Source organism: Pandoraea sp. NPDC090278, from assembly GCF_044772185.1.
In the GTDB taxonomy this organism is placed as follows: Bacteria; Pseudomonadota; Gammaproteobacteria; order Burkholderiales; family Burkholderiaceae; genus Pandoraea.
This window is the reverse complement of sequence record NZ_JBIVYJ010000001.1, coordinates 1836778-1856759: the sequence shown is the minus strand read 5'-3', so window position 1 is coordinate 1856759 and position 19982 is coordinate 1836778. Positions and strand designations below refer to the sequence as shown.

The 19982-nt window shown below is 62.0% G+C and carries 17 protein-coding genes and 4 tRNA genes; 8 read left to right on the top strand and 13 right to left on the bottom strand.

The features are described 5' to 3' along the window. Nucleotides 1–73: 73 nt before the first annotated feature. From ACIQWO_RS07980 to ACIQWO_RS07970, 3 genes are read right to left on the bottom strand one after another with little or no spacing between them, the layout of a single operon-like run. Nucleotides 74–283: a zf-HC2 domain-containing protein gene (locus ACIQWO_RS07980; protein ID WP_402821502.1), complete on the bottom strand. Its 210-nt coding sequence runs from the start codon at nucleotides 281–283 to the stop codon at nucleotides 74–76. Then, nucleotides 270–863, bottom strand: coding sequence for a sigma-70 family RNA polymerase sigma factor (locus tag ACIQWO_RS07975; protein ID WP_402821915.1), 594 nt, complete (start codon nucleotides 861–863; stop codon nucleotides 270–272). The genes ACIQWO_RS07980 and ACIQWO_RS07975 overlap by 14 nt, the downstream gene beginning before the upstream one ends. A gap of 16 nt (nucleotides 864–879) precedes the next feature. Next, entirely contained in the window at nucleotides 880–1428 is a 549-nt protein-coding gene (locus tag ACIQWO_RS07970; protein WP_402821499.1) for a hypothetical protein, read from the bottom strand. A 154-nt stretch (nucleotides 1429–1582) separates the two neighbouring features. Here ACIQWO_RS07970 and ACIQWO_RS07965 point away from each other — a divergent pair, with 154 nt between their 5' ends. The 7 genes from ACIQWO_RS07965 to ACIQWO_RS07935 all read left to right on the top strand — a co-directional run bounded on the left by ACIQWO_RS07965 (nucleotide 1583) and on the right by ACIQWO_RS07935 (nucleotide 6740). After that, nucleotides 1583–2857 carry a branched-chain amino acid ABC transporter substrate-binding protein gene (locus ACIQWO_RS07965; protein WP_402821497.1) on the top strand — a complete coding sequence of 425 codons (1275 nt, stop codon included), beginning with the start codon at nucleotides 1583–1585 and terminating at the stop codon, nucleotides 2855–2857. A 264-nt stretch (nucleotides 2858–3121) separates the two neighbouring features. Next, nucleotides 3122–3391, top strand: coding sequence for a 30S ribosomal protein S15 (rpsO, locus tag ACIQWO_RS07960; RefSeq protein ID WP_039397648.1), 270 nt, complete (start codon nucleotides 3122–3124; stop codon nucleotides 3389–3391). Between the two features lie 323 nt (nucleotides 3392–3714). Further along, nucleotides 3715–5871 carry a polyribonucleotide nucleotidyltransferase gene (gene pnp / locus ACIQWO_RS07955; RefSeq protein ID WP_402821493.1) on the top strand — a complete coding sequence of 719 codons (2157 nt, stop codon included), beginning with the start codon at nucleotides 3715–3717 and terminating at the stop codon, nucleotides 5869–5871. Nucleotides 5872–6068: 197 nt separating this feature from the next. Continuing rightward, nucleotides 6069–6144: transfer RNA gene (locus tag ACIQWO_RS07950), tRNA-Ala, on the top strand. 169 nt (nucleotides 6145–6313) lie between these two features. Next, nucleotides 6314–6389: transfer RNA gene (locus tag ACIQWO_RS07945), tRNA-Glu, on the top strand. 98 nt (nucleotides 6390–6487) lie between these two features. After that, nucleotides 6488–6564 (top strand) — tRNA-Asp (locus ACIQWO_RS07940). A gap of 99 nt (nucleotides 6565–6663) precedes the next feature. After that, nucleotides 6664–6740, top strand: a tRNA-Asp gene (locus ACIQWO_RS07935). A gap of 288 nt (nucleotides 6741–7028) precedes the next feature. Here ACIQWO_RS07935 and gudD read toward each other — a convergent pair. Together gudD and ACIQWO_RS07925 are read right to left on the bottom strand one after the other, a co-directional pair. Beyond that, entirely contained in the window at nucleotides 7029–8357 is a 1329-nt protein-coding gene (gene gudD, locus ACIQWO_RS07930) for a glucarate dehydratase (RefSeq protein ID WP_402821490.1), read from the bottom strand. 230 nt (nucleotides 8358–8587) lie between these two features. Further along, nucleotides 8588–9502, bottom strand: coding sequence for a LysR substrate-binding domain-containing protein (locus tag ACIQWO_RS07925; RefSeq protein ID WP_402821487.1), 915 nt, complete (start codon nucleotides 9500–9502; stop codon nucleotides 8588–8590). A 204-nt stretch (nucleotides 9503–9706) separates the two neighbouring features. Between ACIQWO_RS07925 and ACIQWO_RS07920 the strand changes: the two genes are divergently transcribed. Beyond that, nucleotides 9707–10327 carry a hypothetical protein gene (locus ACIQWO_RS07920; protein ID WP_402821484.1) on the top strand — a complete coding sequence of 207 codons (621 nt, stop codon included), beginning with the start codon at nucleotides 9707–9709 and terminating at the stop codon, nucleotides 10325–10327. 18 nt (nucleotides 10328–10345) lie between these two features. Here ACIQWO_RS07920 and ACIQWO_RS07915 read toward each other — a convergent pair whose 3' ends face one another. The 8 genes from ACIQWO_RS07915 to ACIQWO_RS07880 form a co-directional block, all read right to left on the bottom strand. Beyond that, on the bottom strand, nucleotides 10346–11725 hold the full coding sequence (locus ACIQWO_RS07915; protein ID WP_402821482.1) for an MATE family efflux transporter: 1380 nt from the start codon (nucleotides 11723–11725) through the stop codon (nucleotides 10346–10348). A 21-nt stretch (nucleotides 11726–11746) separates the two neighbouring features. After that, complete coding sequence (locus ACIQWO_RS07910) at nucleotides 11747–13477, bottom strand: ArnT family glycosyltransferase (protein WP_402821479.1); 1731 nt, start codon at nucleotides 13475–13477, stop codon at nucleotides 11747–11749. 319 nt (nucleotides 13478–13796) lie between these two features. Beyond that, nucleotides 13797–14063 carry a type B 50S ribosomal protein L31 gene (locus tag ACIQWO_RS07905; RefSeq protein ID WP_402821476.1) on the bottom strand — a complete coding sequence of 89 codons (267 nt, stop codon included), beginning with the start codon at nucleotides 14061–14063 and terminating at the stop codon, nucleotides 13797–13799. A gap of 167 nt (nucleotides 14064–14230) precedes the next feature. After that, nucleotides 14231–15082, bottom strand: a complete 852-nt coding sequence (locus ACIQWO_RS07900) for a zinc-dependent peptidase (RefSeq protein WP_402821473.1) — start codon at nucleotides 15080–15082, stop codon at nucleotides 14231–14233. A gap of 96 nt (nucleotides 15083–15178) precedes the next feature. Beyond that, nucleotides 15179–16783 (bottom strand): MFS transporter, encoded by a 1605-nt coding sequence (locus ACIQWO_RS07895; protein ID WP_402821470.1) that lies wholly within the window; start codon nucleotides 16781–16783, stop codon nucleotides 15179–15181. A gap of 28 nt (nucleotides 16784–16811) precedes the next feature. Further along, complete coding sequence (locus ACIQWO_RS07890) at nucleotides 16812–17336, bottom strand: MerR family transcriptional regulator (RefSeq protein ID WP_402821467.1); 525 nt, start codon at nucleotides 17334–17336, stop codon at nucleotides 16812–16814. 177 nt (nucleotides 17337–17513) lie between these two features. Next, nucleotides 17514–17900: a hypothetical protein gene (locus ACIQWO_RS07885; RefSeq protein WP_402821464.1), complete on the bottom strand. Its 387-nt coding sequence runs from the start codon at nucleotides 17898–17900 to the stop codon at nucleotides 17514–17516. A gap of 641 nt (nucleotides 17901–18541) precedes the next feature. Then, nucleotides 18542–19963 carry an FAD-binding oxidoreductase gene (locus ACIQWO_RS07880; protein ID WP_402821461.1) on the bottom strand — a complete coding sequence of 474 codons (1422 nt, stop codon included), beginning with the start codon at nucleotides 19961–19963 and terminating at the stop codon, nucleotides 18542–18544. Between the last annotated feature and the right edge of the window lie 19 nt (nucleotides 19964–19982).

Genomic DNA, 19982 nt, shown 5'->3' with positions numbered 1-19982 from the left:
GGCTGTCGATCGCACCGTTTAGTCGTAGGGAGGCGCCGGATATGACAGTGCGGTGAAAAAAATTCGCTAATCTTCAGTCATCAATCGGTGTTGTGGCGATGTCGGCATGTCCGGCAATGCCTCGCGATATAGCGCGCAGCGTGGCGATTTGCGATGCGTACGCGCGGCACCCCGCGCACATCAGCAGATGCGCTTGCATACGAATGCTCGCGAGTGCAGTCAACGGTCGGTCGAGCTTGTCGGAGAGCGAGCGCGTGACGTTGGCGCAGTTACCCAAGGGCATCGTCGGTTTCCAGTCCTTTGGCCGATAGGCAAGTGCGCAAGCGGGTGCGCGCGCGGTACAGCAATACGCTGCAATGATTGGCGTCGAGGTCCAGTTCATGGCAAATTTCCGCGATGTCCATGTCGAGCAGTTCGCGCATGGAAAACACGCGACCGGTGGATTCGGGCAGGGTGTTCAGGCACCCGTCGAACAATGCCCAGAACTGTTGACGGGCGACGAGTGTCTCGGGGGGAGGCCAGGGGCGCGGGCGGGCGTGATCGTTCCAGTGACCGCGCTCGTCGAAAAGCTCGCGATCGAACACGGAGTTCTCATCGGCGTCGCCCTCGAGAGACGAAGCGTTGATCGTGCGGCGTCGCGCGCGCATGGTATCGATCAGCTTGTTGCGCAGAATCGCGAAGACCCACGTCTTGTGTTGGGAGCGCCCCGAGAATTCGCTCGATGGTGAGCAAGCGGCCGTCAGCGCTTCCTGAACGGCGTCTTCCGCCAGATGGTCGTCGCGCAATTGCAACCTGGCAAAGCGCAGCAGGTCGCGCCGCAGTTCCGCGAGATACGCGTGGTCAAGATACGAATTCGCGGGGATAGGGCGCCCTCCTGACTTAGAACAGATTGTTATCCCGTTTCTCGTGCAGCGGATCCGGGCTGATTTGGGTGGTCTTGACGATGCCGTCGGCGTCGAAATAGAAGTTCATCATCGAGAACCACACGTCGTCTTGCTTGAAGCGGTAGGTCCAGACTTCGCGCTTCATCAGCGGGAAAGCCGAGGTCTCGACGGGCTCGCCAAAGTGATGCAGTACGTCCGTCTTGGTCCATTTGTCGATCTCGACCTTGTTGAACTCCTGCGTCGACAGCACCTGCGTGACGTGCAGCAGTCGGCCCTGAGCATCGAAGTCGGCGGCAATCGTTTCCTCGCCGAACGGCTTCGTCGGATAGAGCCAGCGTGTGACGCCCGGCGCGAGCGGATAGACCTCCTTGGGCTTACCCAATTGCGCCTGCACTTCCGCCTGGGACGCCGATGCGGGTAATTGTTGCCACGTCGGCGTGATACAGGCCGTCAACGACAACGCGAGCAGGCCCGCAACGGCCCAGCGGATGGCTCGAGTCGACGCAGTATCGGTGTCGATAATCACAGGGAAACGATACGTCATGGTTGGCCTCAATGGGGTGGGGATTTGCCCAAAATATGGGCGATGGTGGCTTGCTGATAGCATACCGCCACCGTTCCCCATCGTGGGGTGCCTTGGCTTGCCCGGGCGGGTGGTGGCAGTTATGATTCGCGCCGGGACAGTTCTAGAGGCCTCGATGAAATCTCACGTATTGCTGGCGCGTATTTGCGCGGTGCTGTGCACTTTGGGCCTGCTGGCCGCCACCGGTGTGGCTAATGCCGCCCCGCCGATTCGGCTTGCCCTCATCGAGGGGATGAGTGGGCCTTTCGGCAATGCGGGGGCGATGGTCGAGCGGAATCTGCGTTTCGCGATCGATCGTGTGAACGCGCGCGGTGGCGTGAAGTTGCGCGACGGCGCACATCCGCTCGAATTGACGGTGTTCGACAGCAAGGGCGCGGTCGAAGACAGTCTCGTGCAGCTCAAGGCGGCAGGGGATCTCGGTATCCCGTTCGTCCTGCAAGGCAACAGTTCCGCGGTGGCGTCGGCCCTGATCGATGCCATCAACAAGCGCAATGCTCGTGAGCCGGGCCAGCGCATGCTGTTCTTCAACTACTCCGCTGTCGATACGGCGCTGACCAACGAGCAGTGCAGCTTCTGGCATTTCGCGTTCGACGCCAACGCCGCGATGCGCATGCAGGCGCTCACCGAAGCCATCAAGCAGGACGACAGCATTCAGAAGGTCTATCTGCTCAATCAGGACTACAGCTTCGGACGTCAGGTCGCCACGCTGGCTCGCCAGATGATCGGCGCCAAGCGTCCCGATGTACAGATCGTGGGCGAACAGTTCAGCCCTGTAGGCCGTGTGAAGGACTTCACGCCGTATCTGGCGCGTATCCGCGCGGCTGGGGCCGATACTGTGGTCACGGGCAGTTGGGGCAACGACCTTACGCTGCTCGTCAAGGCTGCGCGAGAGCAGGGCATGGAGCTCAAGTTCTACACGTTCTACGGCAACGCGCTCGGTGCCCCGGCGGCGTTGGGCGATGCCGGTGTCGGACGCGTGTACGCGGTGGCCGAGTGGCATCCGAACGTCGGGGGTGAGGCGTCGGATGCGTACTACAAGGCGTTTCGCGCGCGCTATCCGGAGGCGCGCGACGACTACCCGTTGCTGCGCATGAGCGTGATGGTCGACATGATCGCCGCAGCGCTCGAACAAGCGGGCACCACGGATGTGACGACCGTTGCACGCGCGCTCGAGAACCGTCGCGTGCGTGAGGCACCGGCCGATGCATGGATGCGGGCGAACGACCATCAGATGATCGAGCCGCTGTACGTCTCTGTGATGCGTCGCGCGGGCGAGCCGGGTGTGAAGTTCGATAACGAAGGCTCGGGCTACGGATTTCGGACGGTGATGGAGCTGCCGATGAACAAGGTGGCGCTGCCGAGTACCTGCCGGATGGCGCGTCAGCGCTAAGCGGGAAGATCGATTTGTCGTGATTTTTTGGATAATTCGACGAAATTCGTCGAATTATTCGTCGGAAATCGGAGTTTTGAGCGGTTCGAAGGGGCTTGCAAGCCCGCCTGCTGCGGCAAAGCGCGGAAAAAAGTGGCGTCGTGATGCCGGTTCCCGTATAATCGCGCACTTGCAGTTTTGTTTATGTACGGCAACGTACATGTTTTTGTAAGTTCACGGCACGGCCATTCTTCCGTGACCGCGTGTATATCCAAAGGAAAGAAAATGTCGAACGCAGATATCAAGAAGTCGGACGTCGTGGCGCAATTCGCCCGCGCCGCCAATGACACTGGCTCCCCCGAAGTTCAAGTTGCGCTGCTGACCACGCGCATCAACGAACTGACCCCGCACTTCAAGGCACACATGAAGGATCACCACAGCCGCCGCGGTCTGCTGCGCATGGTGAGCCGTCGTCGTAAGCTGCTCGACTACCTCAAGGGCAAGGATGCAGACCGCTACCGCGCCCTGATCGAGAAGCTGGGCCTGCGTAAGTAAGCGATTACGATTACGACGAGATGCCTGTATCAGCGTGCTGATGCAGGCATTTTGTTTTTGGGCGGTACCCGATCGATGCGCTGAGCGCCTCTTTCGGGACGATTGACCCGGCGGTTGCGCCGGGTTTCCGGTCTCCGTTACCGATTTACGGGGCCTCGTCGGCAAGCAGGGCTTGTGTCATTCCAGGGTCGTCTCAGAGGTGCGCTGGCGGATTTTCGCAGCGGGCTACGCTGGAATGGCATAACACTCCCCCCTGTAAGGCGTCGGGATCACCCCGGCAGCGATATCGCGCCGCTGCTGCATTCGCGCGATTCGATATAGGAGTGCAAATGTTCAATAAAGTCGTCAAGTCTTTCCAATGGGGACAAAACACGGTTCGCATGGAAACTGGTGAGATCGCTCGCCAGGCATCCGGTGCCGTGCTCGTCGACATGGACGATACCGTCGTGCTCGCCACGGTCGTGGGTGCGAAGAAGGCCAAGGCTGGCCAGGATTTCTTCCCGCTGACGGTCGACTACCTTGAAAAGACTTACGCCGCCGGCAAGATCCCGGGTGGCTTCTTCAAGCGTGAAGGCCGTCCGTCGGAAAACGAAACGCTGACGTCGCGCCTGATCGACCGTCCGATCCGCCCGCTGTTCCCGGAAGGCTTCTACAACGAAGTCCAGGTGGTGGTGCAGGTCGTCTCGCTGAACCCGGAAGTCCCGGCCGACATCCCGGCCCTGATCGGTGCTTCGGCCGCGCTGGCCATCTCGGGTCTGCCGTTCAACGGCCCGGTTGGCGCCGCACGCGTTGCCTACGTCGACAGCCAGTACGTGCTCAACCCGTCGCGTGAGCAGATCGCCAAGTCGAAGCTCGACCTGGTCGTCGCCGGTACGGAACAAGCTGTGCTGATGGTGGAATCGGAAGCGCAAGAGCTGCCGGAAGACGTGATGCTGGGCGCAGTCGTGTTCGGTCACGAGCAAATGCAAACGGCCATCAATGCGATTCACGAACTCGTGCGCGACGGTGGTAAGGCCGAGTGGGAATGGGCCCCGGCTGCCAAGAACGACGCACTGATCTCGCAAGTGGGCGAGCTGGCCGAAGGCCAACTGCGCGCTGCTTACCAGACGCGTGAAAAGCAAGCGCGTACGCAACAACTGCGTGCCGTGAGCACCGACGTGATCGCCAAGCTGGGCGAAGCCGCTGCTGCGAAGGGCGAAGCTGCTCCGGACGACATCGAAGTCGGCAACATCCTGTTCGATCTGGAAGCCAAGATCGTCCGTAGCCAGATCCTGGCTGGCGAGCCGCGTATCGACGGCCGCGACACGCGCACCGTGCGTCCGATCTCGATCCGCACCGGCGTGCTGCCGCGTGCCCACGGTTCGGCACTGTTCACGCGTGGCGAAACGCAAGCACTCGTGGTGGCCACGCTGGGCACCAAGAGCGATGAGCAGATCATCGACGCGCTGCAAGGCGAGTACCGCGATCGCTTCATGCTGCACTACAACTTCCCCCCGTTCTCGACGGGCGAAACGGGTCGCGTGGGTTCGCCCAAGCGTCGCGAAATCGGTCACGGCCGTCTGGCCAAGCGCGCGCTGGTCGCGTGCCTGCCGGGTGCTGACGATTTCGGTTACACCGTGCGCGTCGTGTCGGAAATCACCGAGTCGAACGGTTCGTCGTCGATGGCTTCGGTCTGCGGCGGTAGCCTCGCCATGATGGACGCAGGTGTGCCGATGACCTCGCCGGTCGCCGGTATCGCCATGGGCCTGATCCTCGAATGCAACAAGTTTGCCGTGCTGACCGACATTCTCGGCGACGAAGATCACCTGGGCGACATGGACTTCAAGGTGGCTGGTACGTCGAATGGCGTGACCGCACTGCAGATGGACATCAAGATCCAGGGCATCACGAAGGAAATCATGCAGGTCGCGCTGGCGCAAGCCAAGGAAGGCCGTCTGCATATCCTCGGCAAGATGACGGAAGCCCAGTCGGGCGTGCGTACGGAGCTGTCGGAATTCGCGCCGCGCATGGTCACCATCAAGATCAATCCGGAAAAGATCCGTGACGTGATCGGTAAGGGTGGTTCGGTGATCCGCGCGCTGACGGAAGAGACCGGCACGAGCATCGACATCTCGGACGACGGCGTGGTGACCATCGCCAGCCCGAGCGCCGAAGGCATTGCCGAAGCGAAGCGTCGTATCGAACTGATCACGGTGGAAGTCGAAGTCGGTCAGGTCTACGACGGTACCGTGCTCAAGCTGCTCGAGTTCGGCGCCATCGTCTCGGTACTGCCGGGCAAGGACGGTCTGCTGCACATCTCGGAAATTGCCAACGAGCGCATCAAGGACATCAACGAGTACGTCAAGGAAGGTCAGGCCGTGCGCGTGAAGGTGATCCAGCAAGACGACAAGGGTCGTCTGCGTCTGTCGCACAAGGCATTGACCGAAGAAGAGAAGCAAGGCGGTGCACTGCTGGTCAAGCGCGAAGGCGACGCCCAGTAAATCGGGCCTCGGTATGAGGCAGGGCGGCCCGCTTGCGTGCCGTAGCTACATGCCATGAGCGCGATAAAGAAGACGGCGACTCTCACGAGTCGCCGTTTTTTTATTTTTCGCACGGATTCGCAAAATAATGCGGAAAAAATGCGAGGAGGGTATTTACAGGAAATGGGTTTGTCATTAGAATCTCATTTCTCTGTTCGGGGGGTATAGCTCAGCTGGGAGAGCGCTTGCATGGCATGCAAGAGGTCAGCGGTTCGATCCCGCTTACCTCCACCACGGATTCAGAAGCTTGATTTTCAGGCTGCGTCGAAAGAGCAAGATTCTTGCAAAAACGATGCAAAAAACTTGAAAATAAAGCTTCACAAGCGAAGAAATGTTGTTTAGAATAGCGTTCTTCGCGAAATGCAGTAAGCAGTAGCGAAACAGACAAAGTTTTGACGATTTTGTCCCCTTCGTCTAGAGGCCTAGGACATCACCCTTTCACGGTGAGTACAGGGGTTCGAATCCCCTAGGGGACGCCAGAATTGGTGCCGGTAGCGAGTCGGTATCAGTTTGAAAATGCCAGGCAGTTTGTGGCGTAAAGCCCGCTGAAAGTTAGGCGGGTTTTTTTGTCGGTTTTGGAGCGGTAGTTCAGTTGGTTAGAATACCGGCCTGTCACGCCGGGGGTCGCGGGTTCGAGCCCCGTCCGCTCCGCCAAAACCTACGAAGTTCGGTGATATGCGCATGAAAATGCAGCAATGCCGGACAACTAGCAGGAAAGCAAAGTGAGTGACATCACGATGCTGCAGCAAGTTTGGAGCGGTAGTTCAGTTGGTTAGAATACCGGCCTGTCACGCCGGGGGTCGCGGGTTCGAGCCCCGTCCGCTCCGCCAAACGAAGAAAGCCCAGGCCTAACCGCCTGGGCTTTTTTTATGTCCGAAATCGCTCGGCTATCGAGCGTCACACCGGTATCGCAAGGTCTCGCAACGAGACATTTCGAAGGTTTCGATACCGATTTTTCCTCTATTGATTCCCCCTTCAAAGGCCTTGCGGATTTTTCGCGTCGTTTTTTGAAATTCCGCAATTCATGCGCATTGCGACCGGGCGGTGACCGAGCGTCGGGATTTTGATTCTCCGACGCTCCGAGTGATGCGCTTAAGCAAGCGAGAAATGCCGATGAATCAGCGCATCAGGCAAGGGCGTTTCGGATCGAATTTCCAATCCGGCACAAGATATTGCATGGCAACGCTGTCATCGCGCGCGCCGAGACCGTGTTCGAGGTACAACGCGTGGGCTGCCTCGACGGCGTCCATGTCCAGCGTCACCCCGAGCCCCGGAACGGTCGGCACCTGCACGTTACCGCCGACAATTTGCAGCGGGTTGCGCGTCAGGTATTGACCGTCCTGCCAGATCCAGTGCGTATCGATGGCGGTGATCTTGCCGGGCGCCGCGGCCGCCACGTGGGTGAACATCGCAAGCGACACATCGAAGTGATTGTTCGAGTGCGAGCCCCACGTCAGTCCCCACTCGTGGCACATCTGCGCAACGCGCACCGAGCCCTGCATCGTCCAGAAATGCGGATCGGCGAGCGGAATGTCCACGGACTGCAATTGAATCGCGTGGCCCATCTGACGCCAGTCCGTCGCGATCATGTTGGTGGCTGTCGGCAGCCCTGTCGCGCGTCGGAATTCCGCCATCACTTCACGACCCGAATAGCCGTTTTCCGCACCGCACGGATCTTCTGCGTACGCCAGTACGTCGTGTTGATCGCGGCACAGGCGGATAGCCTCGGCCAGCGACCATGCGCCGTTCGGGTCGAGCGTCACACGTGCCTGCGGGAAGCGTTTGGCAAGGGCGGTGACGGCTTCGATCTCTGCGTCGCCCTCCAGCACACCGCCTTTGAGCTTGAAGTCCTGAAAGCCGTATCGCGCATGTGCCGCCTCGGCCAGCTTGACGACGGCATCGGGTGTCATGGCGACTTCCGTGCGCACGCGCTCCCAGTCGTCGCGCGCGCCACGATTCTCGGCGTAGGCCAGATCGGTGGCATTGCGGTCGCCGATGAAGAACAGATACCCGAGCATTGCGACTTCACTGCGCTGCTGCCCCTCACCCAGGAGGGCGGCAACGGGGACTTCCAGGTGCTGGCCGAGCAAGTCCAGCAGCGCGGCTTCGAGCGCGGTTACTGCGTGGATCGTCGTGCGCAGATCGAAGGTTTGCAGGCCGCGTCCGCCCGCATCGCGATCGGCGAAGACGCGACGCGTCTGGCCGAGAATCGCTTGAACGTTCGCGACCGACTGTCCGACGACGTAGGGGCGTGCGTCCTCCAGCGTCTTGCGAATCGACTCACCGCCGGGCACTTCGCCAACGCCGGTATGCCCGGCGCTGTCCGTCAGGATGACGAGGTTGCGGGTGAAGAACGGCCCGTGTGCGCCGCTGAGGTTCAGCAGCATGCTGTCGCGGCCGGCGACGGGAACAACGCGCAATTCGGTGACGATGGGGGTTCGGCTCATGGCAGGGAACGTTGATCAGACCAAAGGGAACGAAGAGGATCGACACATTGTTGTATGTCGTCAGACAACATTCTATGGAAAGTTCCTGAGATTGCCTTTGCGGGTATACCCGTTTTCTCGGGGTCGAAGCTGATTGGAGACGTTGGCCGGTGAGGCCGGGAGCGGAGTGACGTGAGGATATGGCGCTTCCGTTGTCGTACAACCTACCTACAATTCAACCCATCGCGACCTCACTCGGGCACTGGCACACGATCTCGCGCATCGACGCAGCCTTGCAGCCAATCGACGAACGTCGTGAGGTGCGACGCACCGTCCGTTTCCCGATAGAGCGCGTGATAGGGCGGACCTTCGAGAGAAACGCGATCATCGAACAGGGTGACGAGCTGGCCGCTTTCCAGCGCGTCGCGCACGACCGAACGCGGTGCGAGGCAGACACCCAGGCCGTTCTCGGCGGCACGCAGCGACAGCAGAAACTCATCGAAGATCGTGCCCCGCAGCGTTTCGCTGACGCGCACCTCTGCGCTGTGAAACCAGTATTGCCAGGCCTGTGGCATGCCCGCGTAGTGCAGCAACGGTGCGTCGAGCAGGTCGGCGGGTTCGCGCAGCGTCTCGCGCATCGGGTGGGTAGCCGCGCACACTGCGACGGCTTGACTGCGCATCAACGGGTGATCGACGAACCCCTGGCGTCGCAACTCCGGCGTGTATCGACGAATGACGATGTCGCTCGTGTCGTCGAGATGCGTGACGCTACGGTCCGGCGTCGACACGATTTCGACGGGGATCTCGGGGTGTTGCTCGCGAAAACGCCCGAGCCGGGGGAGTAGCCATGTGTGCAAAAAGGATGTTGACGCATTCACTCGCAATGGCATGCGCGTCGTGGTGTTCAGCATGTGCTCCGTGGCTTCGGTGAGTCGGCCGAGGCAGGTGGAGACGTCTGTCCAGTAGTGGCGTCCGCGTACGGTCAGTCGAATGTTCCGCCCGTCGCGCTCGAAGAGTTTCTGTCCGAGAAAATCCTCCAGGACACGAATCTGCTGAGCGACGGCGCTTTGCGTCACATTCAGCGCTTCGGCGGCCAGCGTCAGGCTATTCAGGCGGCCGGCGGCTTCGAAGCTGCGCAGGGCATTGAGCGGCGGCAATCGACGCATGGCAGAACCTTGAAGAAACGCTAATAGGTTGGCGGAAATAACTCATTTGTGACGCGCGATGCGGCTGCCTATTATAGGCGCGGACCTCGTTCCTCCGGCCTTGCCGAACCGCCTGTGTACGCCTACTCGATATTCTCGTTTCCTTCTTCTGCCGCTACGTCCCACCTCCTGATGGACACCGCTTCGCGAATCGCGCGTCTCGTAATGCTCAGTGCTGCGGTTGCGCTATCGGCGTGCGCGAGCAAGCCCCCGAACGAACGCGAGACGGGGAGTGGCGGCGATTTCATTCGCTACAGCTCGCGTCAGGTCAGCGTAGATCTGACGGATAAGCAACGCGAGACGCTGCGCTCGTTGCGTGATCACCGGTTCGTCGCGCCGACAGCGGGGAAGATGCTCGATGCCGTCGCCGCAGCGCTCAAACAGCAGGGGTTCGATCCCGTGTCCGTCGACCGCGAGATGGCCGTTGTCGAGGCGGATCGCCACGCTGTGCTCGTGCCGCAGTGGCGTCAGATTTTGCGTGGCGTGCTGAAGTCCAAAATCGGTGGCTTGCCTGCTAAACCGGACCATGAACGTATGGCGGCGATCATCGCCGTGCGTGCAGCGGAGGGGGGCGGCGGAGCTGGCGGATGGTGGGTGCGTGTGCGGTTTGATCGCACTGTATGGGACAGCAACGGAGATGCACGAACGGAGACGGTGTTGACGCGCGAGACGTATGACGGCTTCTTTGTCGACGTCGACAAGTCACTCAGAGGCGAGCTTAAACCGAAGCCTTCGTCATCAACGCAAGCCCCTGCGGCTGCATCGGCGGCGACGTCAACGCAATAGCCGACCGATGTGTGCCGCTCAGGCCTGCGCGGTCGCCACGGGCGTTGCCGTGCCTTTGACATGCACGACCCAGCGCAGATACATCAGCAATCCGATGGCGGCGACCGCAACGCTTGCGCTGTTGGCGGCCCAGAAGCCGGTGGCCCCGTGAAGCCAGGCGGGCGAAAGGCCGCCGACGTCGAAGCCGAGCACGTATCCGCCGCCCAATCCCACGCCCCATAGCGACAGGGCGTAGATGACCGTCGGCACGACCGTCACTTTCCATGCACGCAAGACGAAGACGGCGTTCACCTGAAGGGCGTCGAAGATGTGATAGAAGGCGACGATGGTCAGCAGCGGCGCGGTCACGGCGGCGACCAGCGGGTCCGCCGTGTAGGCGGCGAGCACCAGCGGTCGGCCGATCCACATCAGCAGGGCCACGAGCAATCCCAACGTCCCGGCCAGTTCGACGCCACGCCGTCCGACCAGTTGCGCCGCCTTGTAGTCGCGCGAACCGATGGCCTGTGCGGTGAGCGTTGCCGTTGCGATGCCGATCGACATCGGCAGCATGTACATGAGCGCACCGAGGTTCGCGGCGATCTGATGGCCCGCAAGCGTCACGTCGCCCAGTCGGGCAATGAAGATCGCCATGAACGAGTAGGCCGTGACCTCGATGAGGTAACTCAAGCCCATCGGCACGCCGAGCTTGAGCAGTGCGCGAATCGCTTGCCACTGCGGCCAGCAGAACTTCGTGAACACGCCGAATTCGCGCAGCTTCGGATGCCGCGCGATCAGCAGCAGCCCGAGGCCGCAGGAGACCCAGTTGATGGCGGTCGTGGCGATGGCGCACCCGGTACTGCCCAGCGCCGGGATGCCCAGTCGATCCACACCGTAGATCAGCGCGAGATTTAGCGGCACCTTCAGCGCCAGCCCCGTCACCTGAATCATCATGACGATGCGCGGTTGCGCCACGGCCGTCGAGAGCGACGAGTACACGCGGAACAACATGGCAGCAGGCAAGCCGTAAGCGAGGATATGCAGGTAGGCGGTCGCGCGCGCTTCGAGTTCGGGCGTTGCTTCGGAGAGTCGCAGGATGAATTGCGGATGCGACAGCACGAGGAAGCCGGGCACCGCGAGGAAGAGGGCGAGCCAGAACGTCTGACGGACTTCCTCGCCGATGGCGATGCGCTCACCTGCGCCGTAAAGCTGCGCGGCGATGGGCGAGAGGGCGACGAGAATACCCATCAGGCCGACGTACACGGTGATGTAGATCGAGCCGCCGAGTGCAAGCGACGCGAGGTCGAAGGCCGAGGCGCGGCCGACCATGGCGGTGTCCATCACCCCGAAGGCGATGACCGCCAACTGGCCGATCAGCACTGGCCATGCCAGCGCGGCAATGCGTTTGAGGTCTTGCCACATGGTGTCGGGCGTGTCGGGCAATTAGCGCGGACGCGCCGCGCGACGCCACGGGCGCTCTTGCAGGACGTAAAGACGGAAGCGTTCGTCACGGTCGGCCGCACGACGGCCTTCCCACAGTTGACGCCACTCATAAGGCGCAAGCGATAGCGGCTCGCTGTAGTCCTGAGAATCCTGACGTAGCAGCACGTCGCAATCGTCGTCAGCCGAGCCGAAGCGCATCTTGCCGAAGTAGGCGAACGATGCGAGCTGGGCATCGCCCACCCGTGCCGTGCGAATGCAGGTGTAGTCCGCTGGCAGATGAGACGCAATCTGCGCTGCCACGTCGCGATACGTTCTGCCGTAGTTGACGACCGGCAACCAGAGCGTCATGAGCAGCACCCACATCAGTGTCGTGCCGCCGGAGGACAGCACCACGCTGCGCCACAGCACCTTCGGGCTGCGCGACACGCGCCATGCCACCAGCGCCACCCAGGCACCCGTGACGATCAGCGCACTGATCAGCGTGATCCAGCTGAATTCCGGATTGAAGCCGGGCACCAGGCGTCTCAGGTTACGTGCCGTCGATGCCGGGAAGCCGGTAATGCCTGCAAGCCAGACGATCCATACGAAGCCCGCCAGCACGGTAAACGACAGCACGGCGAACCAGTCGATCGCGTTGACGGTGCCGCGCTTGAGCGTCGGCAGACCGAAGGCGGCGATGATCGAGAGTGCAGGCAGCGCCAGCATGAAGAGCTGGTTGCCCTGATGCGCTTGCAGCACGATCAGCACGAGGATCGTGATGGCGAAGACGAGAGAGATCGCAATGTGAGGGGCGCGTCGCATGCCGCGCCAGGAGTACAGCGACCACGCAGCGAGCGGCCAGGCAGGCCACGCGAACAGTGCCAGGTTCTTGGCGATGTAGCTCAGCGAGGCGATCGTGGGGCCGCTGAAGGCGTCCATCCCGATATCGGCCCACTCGCCGAGCCAGCGGCGCGCACCGTCGGCAAATTTGAGGGCTGCGAGGGGCCACGTGCAGGCGATGAGCAGCGTGATCGGCGTGGAGACGAGCAGCAGCATGCGCAGCGGAAGCGCACGACACACCACGGCCGCGATGATGCCTGCGAGCCACAGCGAGAGTGTCATGAGCGGGGACGACGCCAGCGCCATCCCCCCAAGTGCCAGACCAAACCACACGGCACCCTGACGCGGCTTGTCCAGACTGCGCACGAGGCCGTAGATCGCCATCGAGATCAGCGTGAGCTGGCCGACGGTGGCGGTCGTTTCGTGGCCGCGCTCGGCCAGACCGAAGCACGCGAGCAGAATCAGCAGCGCGCCATCGGCGAGCGTGCGGCCGTAGTCGCGCGGTTCCGGCTCACCGCCGAAAGCGTATTTGAACGGTTGCACTTCCGGGCGGCGGCCCAGCAGATAAGTGCCGTACCAGATGAACGTGCAGGTGACGTAGAAACAGAAGCCCGTGACGATGCGGGCGGCATCGGGCGCATCGAGCCACGAGAAGGCGCGGATGGAGAGTGCGCCGAGCCACGAGACGAGCGGGCCGTTGTCGTAAATCGGCTTGCCTGCGATGTTCGGCAGCAACCAGTCGGACAGATGACCGTGTGCCATCGTCCACATGATGCCGAAGCCTGCGGCGTCCTCGTTTTTCCACGGATCGCGACCGAACAACCCCGCCAGCACATAGATGACGCAAATGGCGATCAACAGCGAACGCGGTAGCGCGCTGGTGGCGGAGGCGGTGATGCGAACTCGTTTCATAGGCGATACGACAGGATCGGCAGGGCAGCCGGATCGGAAGGACAGAGGGGTTGAGCCGGAACTGGCTCGGGGGCGACGCTTGGGGTGAAGCCGTGACCAACGCTCAGGGCAGACCTAAGGGAAAACGCGCGGCACCCTGAAAAGCCGACAGTATGACAGTAACCGATGGCTTGGCGCAGCGCAGCCCCAAGAAAAAAGGGCAGCCTGAGCTGCCCCTTTCCAATGCTTTTCACAACGTCGGGATCTTGTCCCCAATGCGCCGACCGGCAAACGTCTGTCCGGTCTCGCATCGCGTTGTTCGGCGCGTAACCGATGAAGCTTACGCAGCCTTGCCGCCAGCGCGCGTGCCGAACTTCTTGCGGAACTTGTCCACACGACCTTCAGCATCCATGATGCGGGTTTCGCCGGTGTAGAAGTTGTGCGATGCGGCCGACGTATCCAGCTTCACGAGCGGGTACTCTTTGCCGTTGTACTCAGCCGTTTCCTTCGTGTTGATCGTCGAACGCGAGACGAATTCGAAGTTGACGCCCGGGGTCATGTCGCGGAACAGGACTTCGCGGTAATTCGGGTGAATGCCTTCTTTCATGGTGCACCTTGAGTTAAGTCGGTAGCCAGTCTGCGCGAGCCCCTTGCCCGCTAACGCTATCGCCGTCGCTTAAACCTTGAGGTCTTGATGACGGGAAACGCGCCAACCACTTTCCGGATTTGGAAAACGCGCATTATGCCATGAAAACAACAACTTTCGCAAAGTTTTCATAGGGTTGCGGCGGGCCCGCCCGGCGGGGCGGCGGCGGTGTCCGGCGCAGATGCCGTCTGGGCGGCGGGATCTTGCAGAAAATAGCGCGAAAAGAGCGTGTACAGGGCCGGATACTCGCGCTGGAAGGCTTCGGGGGCGACGAAGAACGCCTCTGCGCAGACGGCGAAGAATTCCGACGCGTGTTCCGTCGCGTAGGGATCGAGCAGGGATGTCGAGGCGAAGGCGTCCCAATGCAAGTCGGGCACGTTTGCCACGTGGTGGCAGAACTCCTCGTACGCCGGGTCGAACACATCGCACCAAGTCTCGGGGGTCAGGTCGCCATGAAGACGGCGCAGCATGGGCGGCACGCCGTCCGCTTCCCCGCTTTCCATATCGATCTTGTGGGCGAACTCGTGAATCACGACGTTGTACGCCAGCACGTCGCTTGTCTGAACGTCCTGCCATGACAGCACCACCGGGCCGCCCTCCCACGCTTCGCCGCTGGCTTCCTGTTCGACGTCGTGCACGACGTCCGCTTCATCCTGAACCGTCTTGCGAATCAGGAATTCGCCCGGATAGAGCACGATGCCGGTCCATCCGCGGTACAGCGCTGGTGGCAGATGCAGAATCGGAAGACAGGCCTGCGCGGCGACCGAGACGCACATCTCCTGCGTGAGCGGCAGGTCGTGTGCCGTCGAGAAATGCTTGCCTGCAAGAAAGTCGGCCGCTAGTGTGCGGAGCTTTTCCAGATCGGCGGCACTGCGTCGGGAAAGAAACGGCAAGGCGCTGACGACCTCGTGCCAGACGTCGTCTTCAATGGACGTGGTTTGTTGGGAAAGTCCGAGGCGGGCGAACAGGGTCTTGAGCATGACGGGCGAGGCCGGGCGTGGGTGCGGCCGCAACCGCTTTATGCGATGGATCGCAGTGTGCAACGCAGCCGCGCGAAGAACAATGACGCAACGATTCTAATTTAGCTGCTTCTGAATTGCCGCAAAAATCGCACCGCACAATGCCACGATGGCAATGAAGTGAAAGCCGTCGATGAATGAGAGAAACGACGCCTGCCGCTCGATCATCCGGGCAATCTGTGCGAGCGCCGCCCCCTGCGCCTGCGAAGCGGCAACGCCCGCATGCGTGAGCGCATTCGTGAGCGATTCCAGCGTCTGCGTGAAGATCGGATTGTAAGGATTAGCCACTTCCGTGAGCCGGGTGCGATGCAGGGCTTCCCGGTGCTGCTCGAACGCCACAATGGTGGAAACGGCGAACGAGCCGGAGAGCTGCCGGAGAATGTTCTTGAGCCGATATCCGTGCACGAAACTCTCGTGATCGAAAGTGCGGAACGTGAGGTTTGCCACCGGTAGCACGGTGAAGATGCCGAACACGGCCTTGAGCGCGAGCACGCCGTAAAGTTGCGACTGCCCGGCATCCGGTGGCATGGCGCCGAGCCACATGCTGGTGGCGATCGTCATCAGAAAGCCGCTCACGATCAGCAACTTCTTGTTCGTGATGAACTTCGCCACGCGGAAGTAGGCGAGTAGCAGGATAACGGTGAGTAGCGCGGAGTAGCCAAGCAGTTGCCCGGTGCGCTCGACCGTGAAGCCGAACCCTTGCTCCAGCAAGCGCGGCATCAGATAGCTCTGCGTGTTCGCCAGATAGTAGTAAGCCGCGTAGAGCAGGAGTCCGACCTGGAACTCGCGTCGACGTAACGGCTGCAAACGGATGAACGGCGCAGGATGCTGCCATTGGTGATAGCCGAACCACACCAGCGCGCCCACGCCCACGACGGTGAGCAACGGCAGTACGGGTGTTTGCAGCCACAGCGTGTAACGCATCTCCTGGAGCACGACCTGGAATGCGCCCATCGCGAGGGCAAAGGCCATGAACGGGGCGAACGGGTAGCTGCCGCCGGTAGCGCGGTCGCGCAGGCGGCCGACGTCCGGGATGGCGAACCAGGCAAGACCGGCGAGCAGCACGGCCGGTGGCGCAGTGCACAAGAAAAGCGTGCGCCAGGTGTATTCGGACACCAGCAGGCCGCCAATGAGCGGCGCGGCTGCCCAGCCGGTGAACAGCAATAGGGCGAAAGTCTGGACAGTCTTGCCGCGACGCTCGGCAGGCACGCTCACTTGCGCGAGGATCCGGCATGAGCTCATCCAACTGCCAGCGCAGAAGCCCTGACACGCCCGTGCGATCACGAGTTGCGTCACGCTTTCGCTGGTGCCAGCCAGCACGGCGCCGCACGCGTAAAGCAGCAGTGAGGCCGTCAGATAACGGCGGTAGCCGATGCGCTCGACGAACCACTGTTGTTTCAGAATGGCGAGCACGGAGGCAATGCCATACGCCGTCGTCATCCATACGAATTCTTTAGGAGACGCATCGACGCCGCCGGAAACGTAGACGGCGAAATACACGAGGAGCGCGTTCTCGAAGAACTCCAGTCCGGGGATCAGGCCAAGGGCGTAACGATAGGCCTCGACGCGCATCGGGCGCAGCGGGTCCGCGCCACCGGTGTTGCCCGGAGACGGCGGGCTTGGCGGTGCGGTGGACGAGGTCGGAGGCACGGCGGGAGGCATGATCGGACTTGGCGGGGCTTAGCGTGACTTAGTGCGACGAGGACGTCTTGCGCACTTTGGCGGCGCGCTCGGCTAGTAAGTCGTCGGCCGGTACGCCCTGAAGGCGTTGTTCGATGTAACGGAGGTCGTGACGAATCTGGGCTTCCAACGTCTCGGCATCGCGCAATTCGCGCCGCACCTGCGCGGTACGCTCGCGCAGCGTGTCGAGTTGCGACGTGAGTGCGTCTCGCACGACTTGCAGGTCTTCCTCGTTCATGCGCGATTTGCCAGCCTCAACCATGCGACGCGGCCGCTTGAGCATTTCGGTAATCGCGGCAATCGAGAAGCCGAGCGAGCGCATGCGCAGGATGCGGCCGAACGTTTCGAGATCGGCGGGTGTGTACATGCGGTAGCGTCCGCCGCTGCGGGCGGGGACGACGAGGTTCAACTCCTCGTAATACTTCAAGGTGCGTGCCGTGACGCCGAGCGCGGCAGCCGCCTGACCGACGGTCAGCAGCGATGCATCGTCCGGTGGGGTGCCGCCGGGGGCTGTCGATGAGAGATCTGCTGGCATGAACGTGCCTCCGATCGAATGATGGACGGAATCTTAGCACAACCTGTACGTGAACGTGCAGGTTTGGGTGTGATGCATCGTTGAGGGTGTCTGAGTGGAAATGGCAATCGGCCCGAGGAGCGTGGACGTCTGAGACGTCGCTGCTCACCGGGCCGATGGGAGGCGGGTGGAGGGAAACTAGCGCGCAGCCAGATTCGGCGCCGTTTCCCAGCGAATCGCGCGCACGCCGGCGGTGTCGCCGAGCGTCGAGACAAGATGTACGAGCGCGGCGCGACCACTGCGGTCGCAGCGCAACACGTAGTCGAGCTCCAGCAGGTAGCCGCCCGAGCGGTCGACGCGGGTTGCCGTTTCCGGCGAAATCCGCTGCGCGCGAAGGGCGTTGCGTACCGTGGTGTCGATGGTGTCCGCCCGGGACGCCAGCGTCAGTACGACAAGTCGATACTGAGGCGACAGGTGAGACGCGGTGGCGTGGGGCGTCGGCGCGGCATTCGATGTGGTCGACGCCGGTGCGAGGCGGGTGCGAGCGCGATCGAACAGCGACGGGATAAGCATTTGCAGCGTCATGGTGTCCTCCTGATTCAAGGGCCTGAGACGGCGGATGCCGGGGCTTGGCAACGCATCGTGTGCCGTCGACGGCCGCTTCCGAGCCACAGATGGCGCGGGAGGCGTACGTATAACGTCACGCGATACATGAATTCGACGCAAGCGTCGGCAGGCTTGATCGCACCGTGGGCGACCGACGATGTCATGTGTCGGTTGCGTGGTGGCGCAAAAAAGCGTGCCTTGTTCCGGATGACGCGACGTCATCCGTCAAACAAACGCTGAACTGCGGTGATAGGTGCGGGAAATCTGATTCGCTTGCCGAAGTCTCGGATGACGCTGACGTCATCGGGATTCGGTGCGATCGATGCACTACCGCTGCGGCATTGAGTCCGGCAGCGGCAGTCGGGGACGACTGCGGGTTACCGGGCCAACGCCTCGCCGGTCATTGCCGACGCTTGCGTGCTACTAGAGCAACTGCCCACGGAAAACTCCGTCGTAATTGGAAAGAACCCATTCTAGGGATTTGGCGCGCGTCTGTAAAGGAAATGGCGGGATTTTGCGGCGTTTTGTCGCGAAATTGACGACATTTCTTCAAAAATTGGCGATTTTTTAACGCGTGACCGTCGAGTGCGTCGATTGCCTGTCGCGATGTCCTGATCGGCTCAGTCGGGCAGCACTTTGCCGGGATTCATCAGTCCGAGTGGATCGAACGCCGACTTGAGTGCGCGCATCAGGGCGATTTCCACGGGTGACTTGTAATGGGCGGACGCGTCGCGCTTGAACTGCCCGAGGCCATGCTCGGCGCTGATCGTGCCGCGATGCGCATGCACGCTGTCATGGACGGCGGCGGTGACGGGCGTCTGATATTGCTTGAGGAAGGCGGCCGGGTCGATGCCGTCGGGCGCCATTACGTTGTAGTGCAGATTCCCGTCGCCGAGATGGCCGAACGTCACCATTCGTGCCCCGGGCGCGATGCGCTGCACAATGGGATCGGTGGCTGCGATGAACGCGGGCACCTGCGAGACGGGCACAGCGATGTCGTGCTTGATGTTGAGGCCTGTCGCCGATTGCGCGAGTGGGATGCTCTCGCGCAGATGCCAGAGCGCATTCGACTGAGCGAGGCTGCTGGCAACGATGGCGTCGCGCACGATGCCTCGCTCGATGGCCGCATTCAGCACCCGTTCCAACAGGTCGCGCGCGTGCGCCTCGCTCTCGTTGTCGGAGAGTTCGAGCAGTACCGACTGCGCAAAAGGCTGGGAGAACGGATAGCGCTGCGACGTGAAGACCTGCGCGACCAATTGCAGACAGAAATCGGACATCAGTTCGAAGCCTGTGAGCAACGGCCCAGCCATGCGCTGCGCAAGATTCAGCAAAGCGAGGGCGTCGGCGGGGCTGTCGAGTGCGGCGAGCGCTGTCATTCGCGCGGCGGGTTGCGCGAAGAGCTTGAGCGTCGCTGCCGTGATCAGGCCGAGCGTGCCTTCCGCACCGATGAACAGATCGCGCAGATCATATCCGGTGTTGTCCTTGCGCAGACCGCGCAGGCCGTCCCACAACTCGCCCTGCGGCGTGACGACCTCCAGACCCAGACACAACTCGCGTGCGTTGCCATATCGCAGCACCGCCGTGCCGCCTGCGTTCGTCGCCAGATTGCCGCCGATGGTGCAGCTACCCTCGGCCGCGAGGCTCAGCGGAAACAGACGCTCGGCTTGCGCAGCGGCCGCCTGCACGTTGGCGAGGAGGCACCCGGCTTCGGCGGTGAGCGTCAGGTTATCGGCGTCCACCTGACGGATGCGATCGAGGCGTCGCAGGCTGATCACGACCTGATGGCCGCTGGTGTCGGGCGTTGCGCCCCCGGCAAGGCCGGTGTTGCCCCCTTGCGGCACCATCGGCACGCCATGTGCGACGCACAGACGCACAAGCGCAGCGGTCTGGGCGGCGTCGGCGGGGCGCAGGACAGCGAGCGCGTTGCCAACGTACCGTTTGCGCTGGTCGGTGAGGTAAGTGCCGGTGTCGGCGCGCTCGGTCAGCACATGATCGCGACCCAGCAGGTCACGGCAGGCAGTGAGGAATTCGGCTTGATTCATGGGGTGGAGGCGGGGCGTG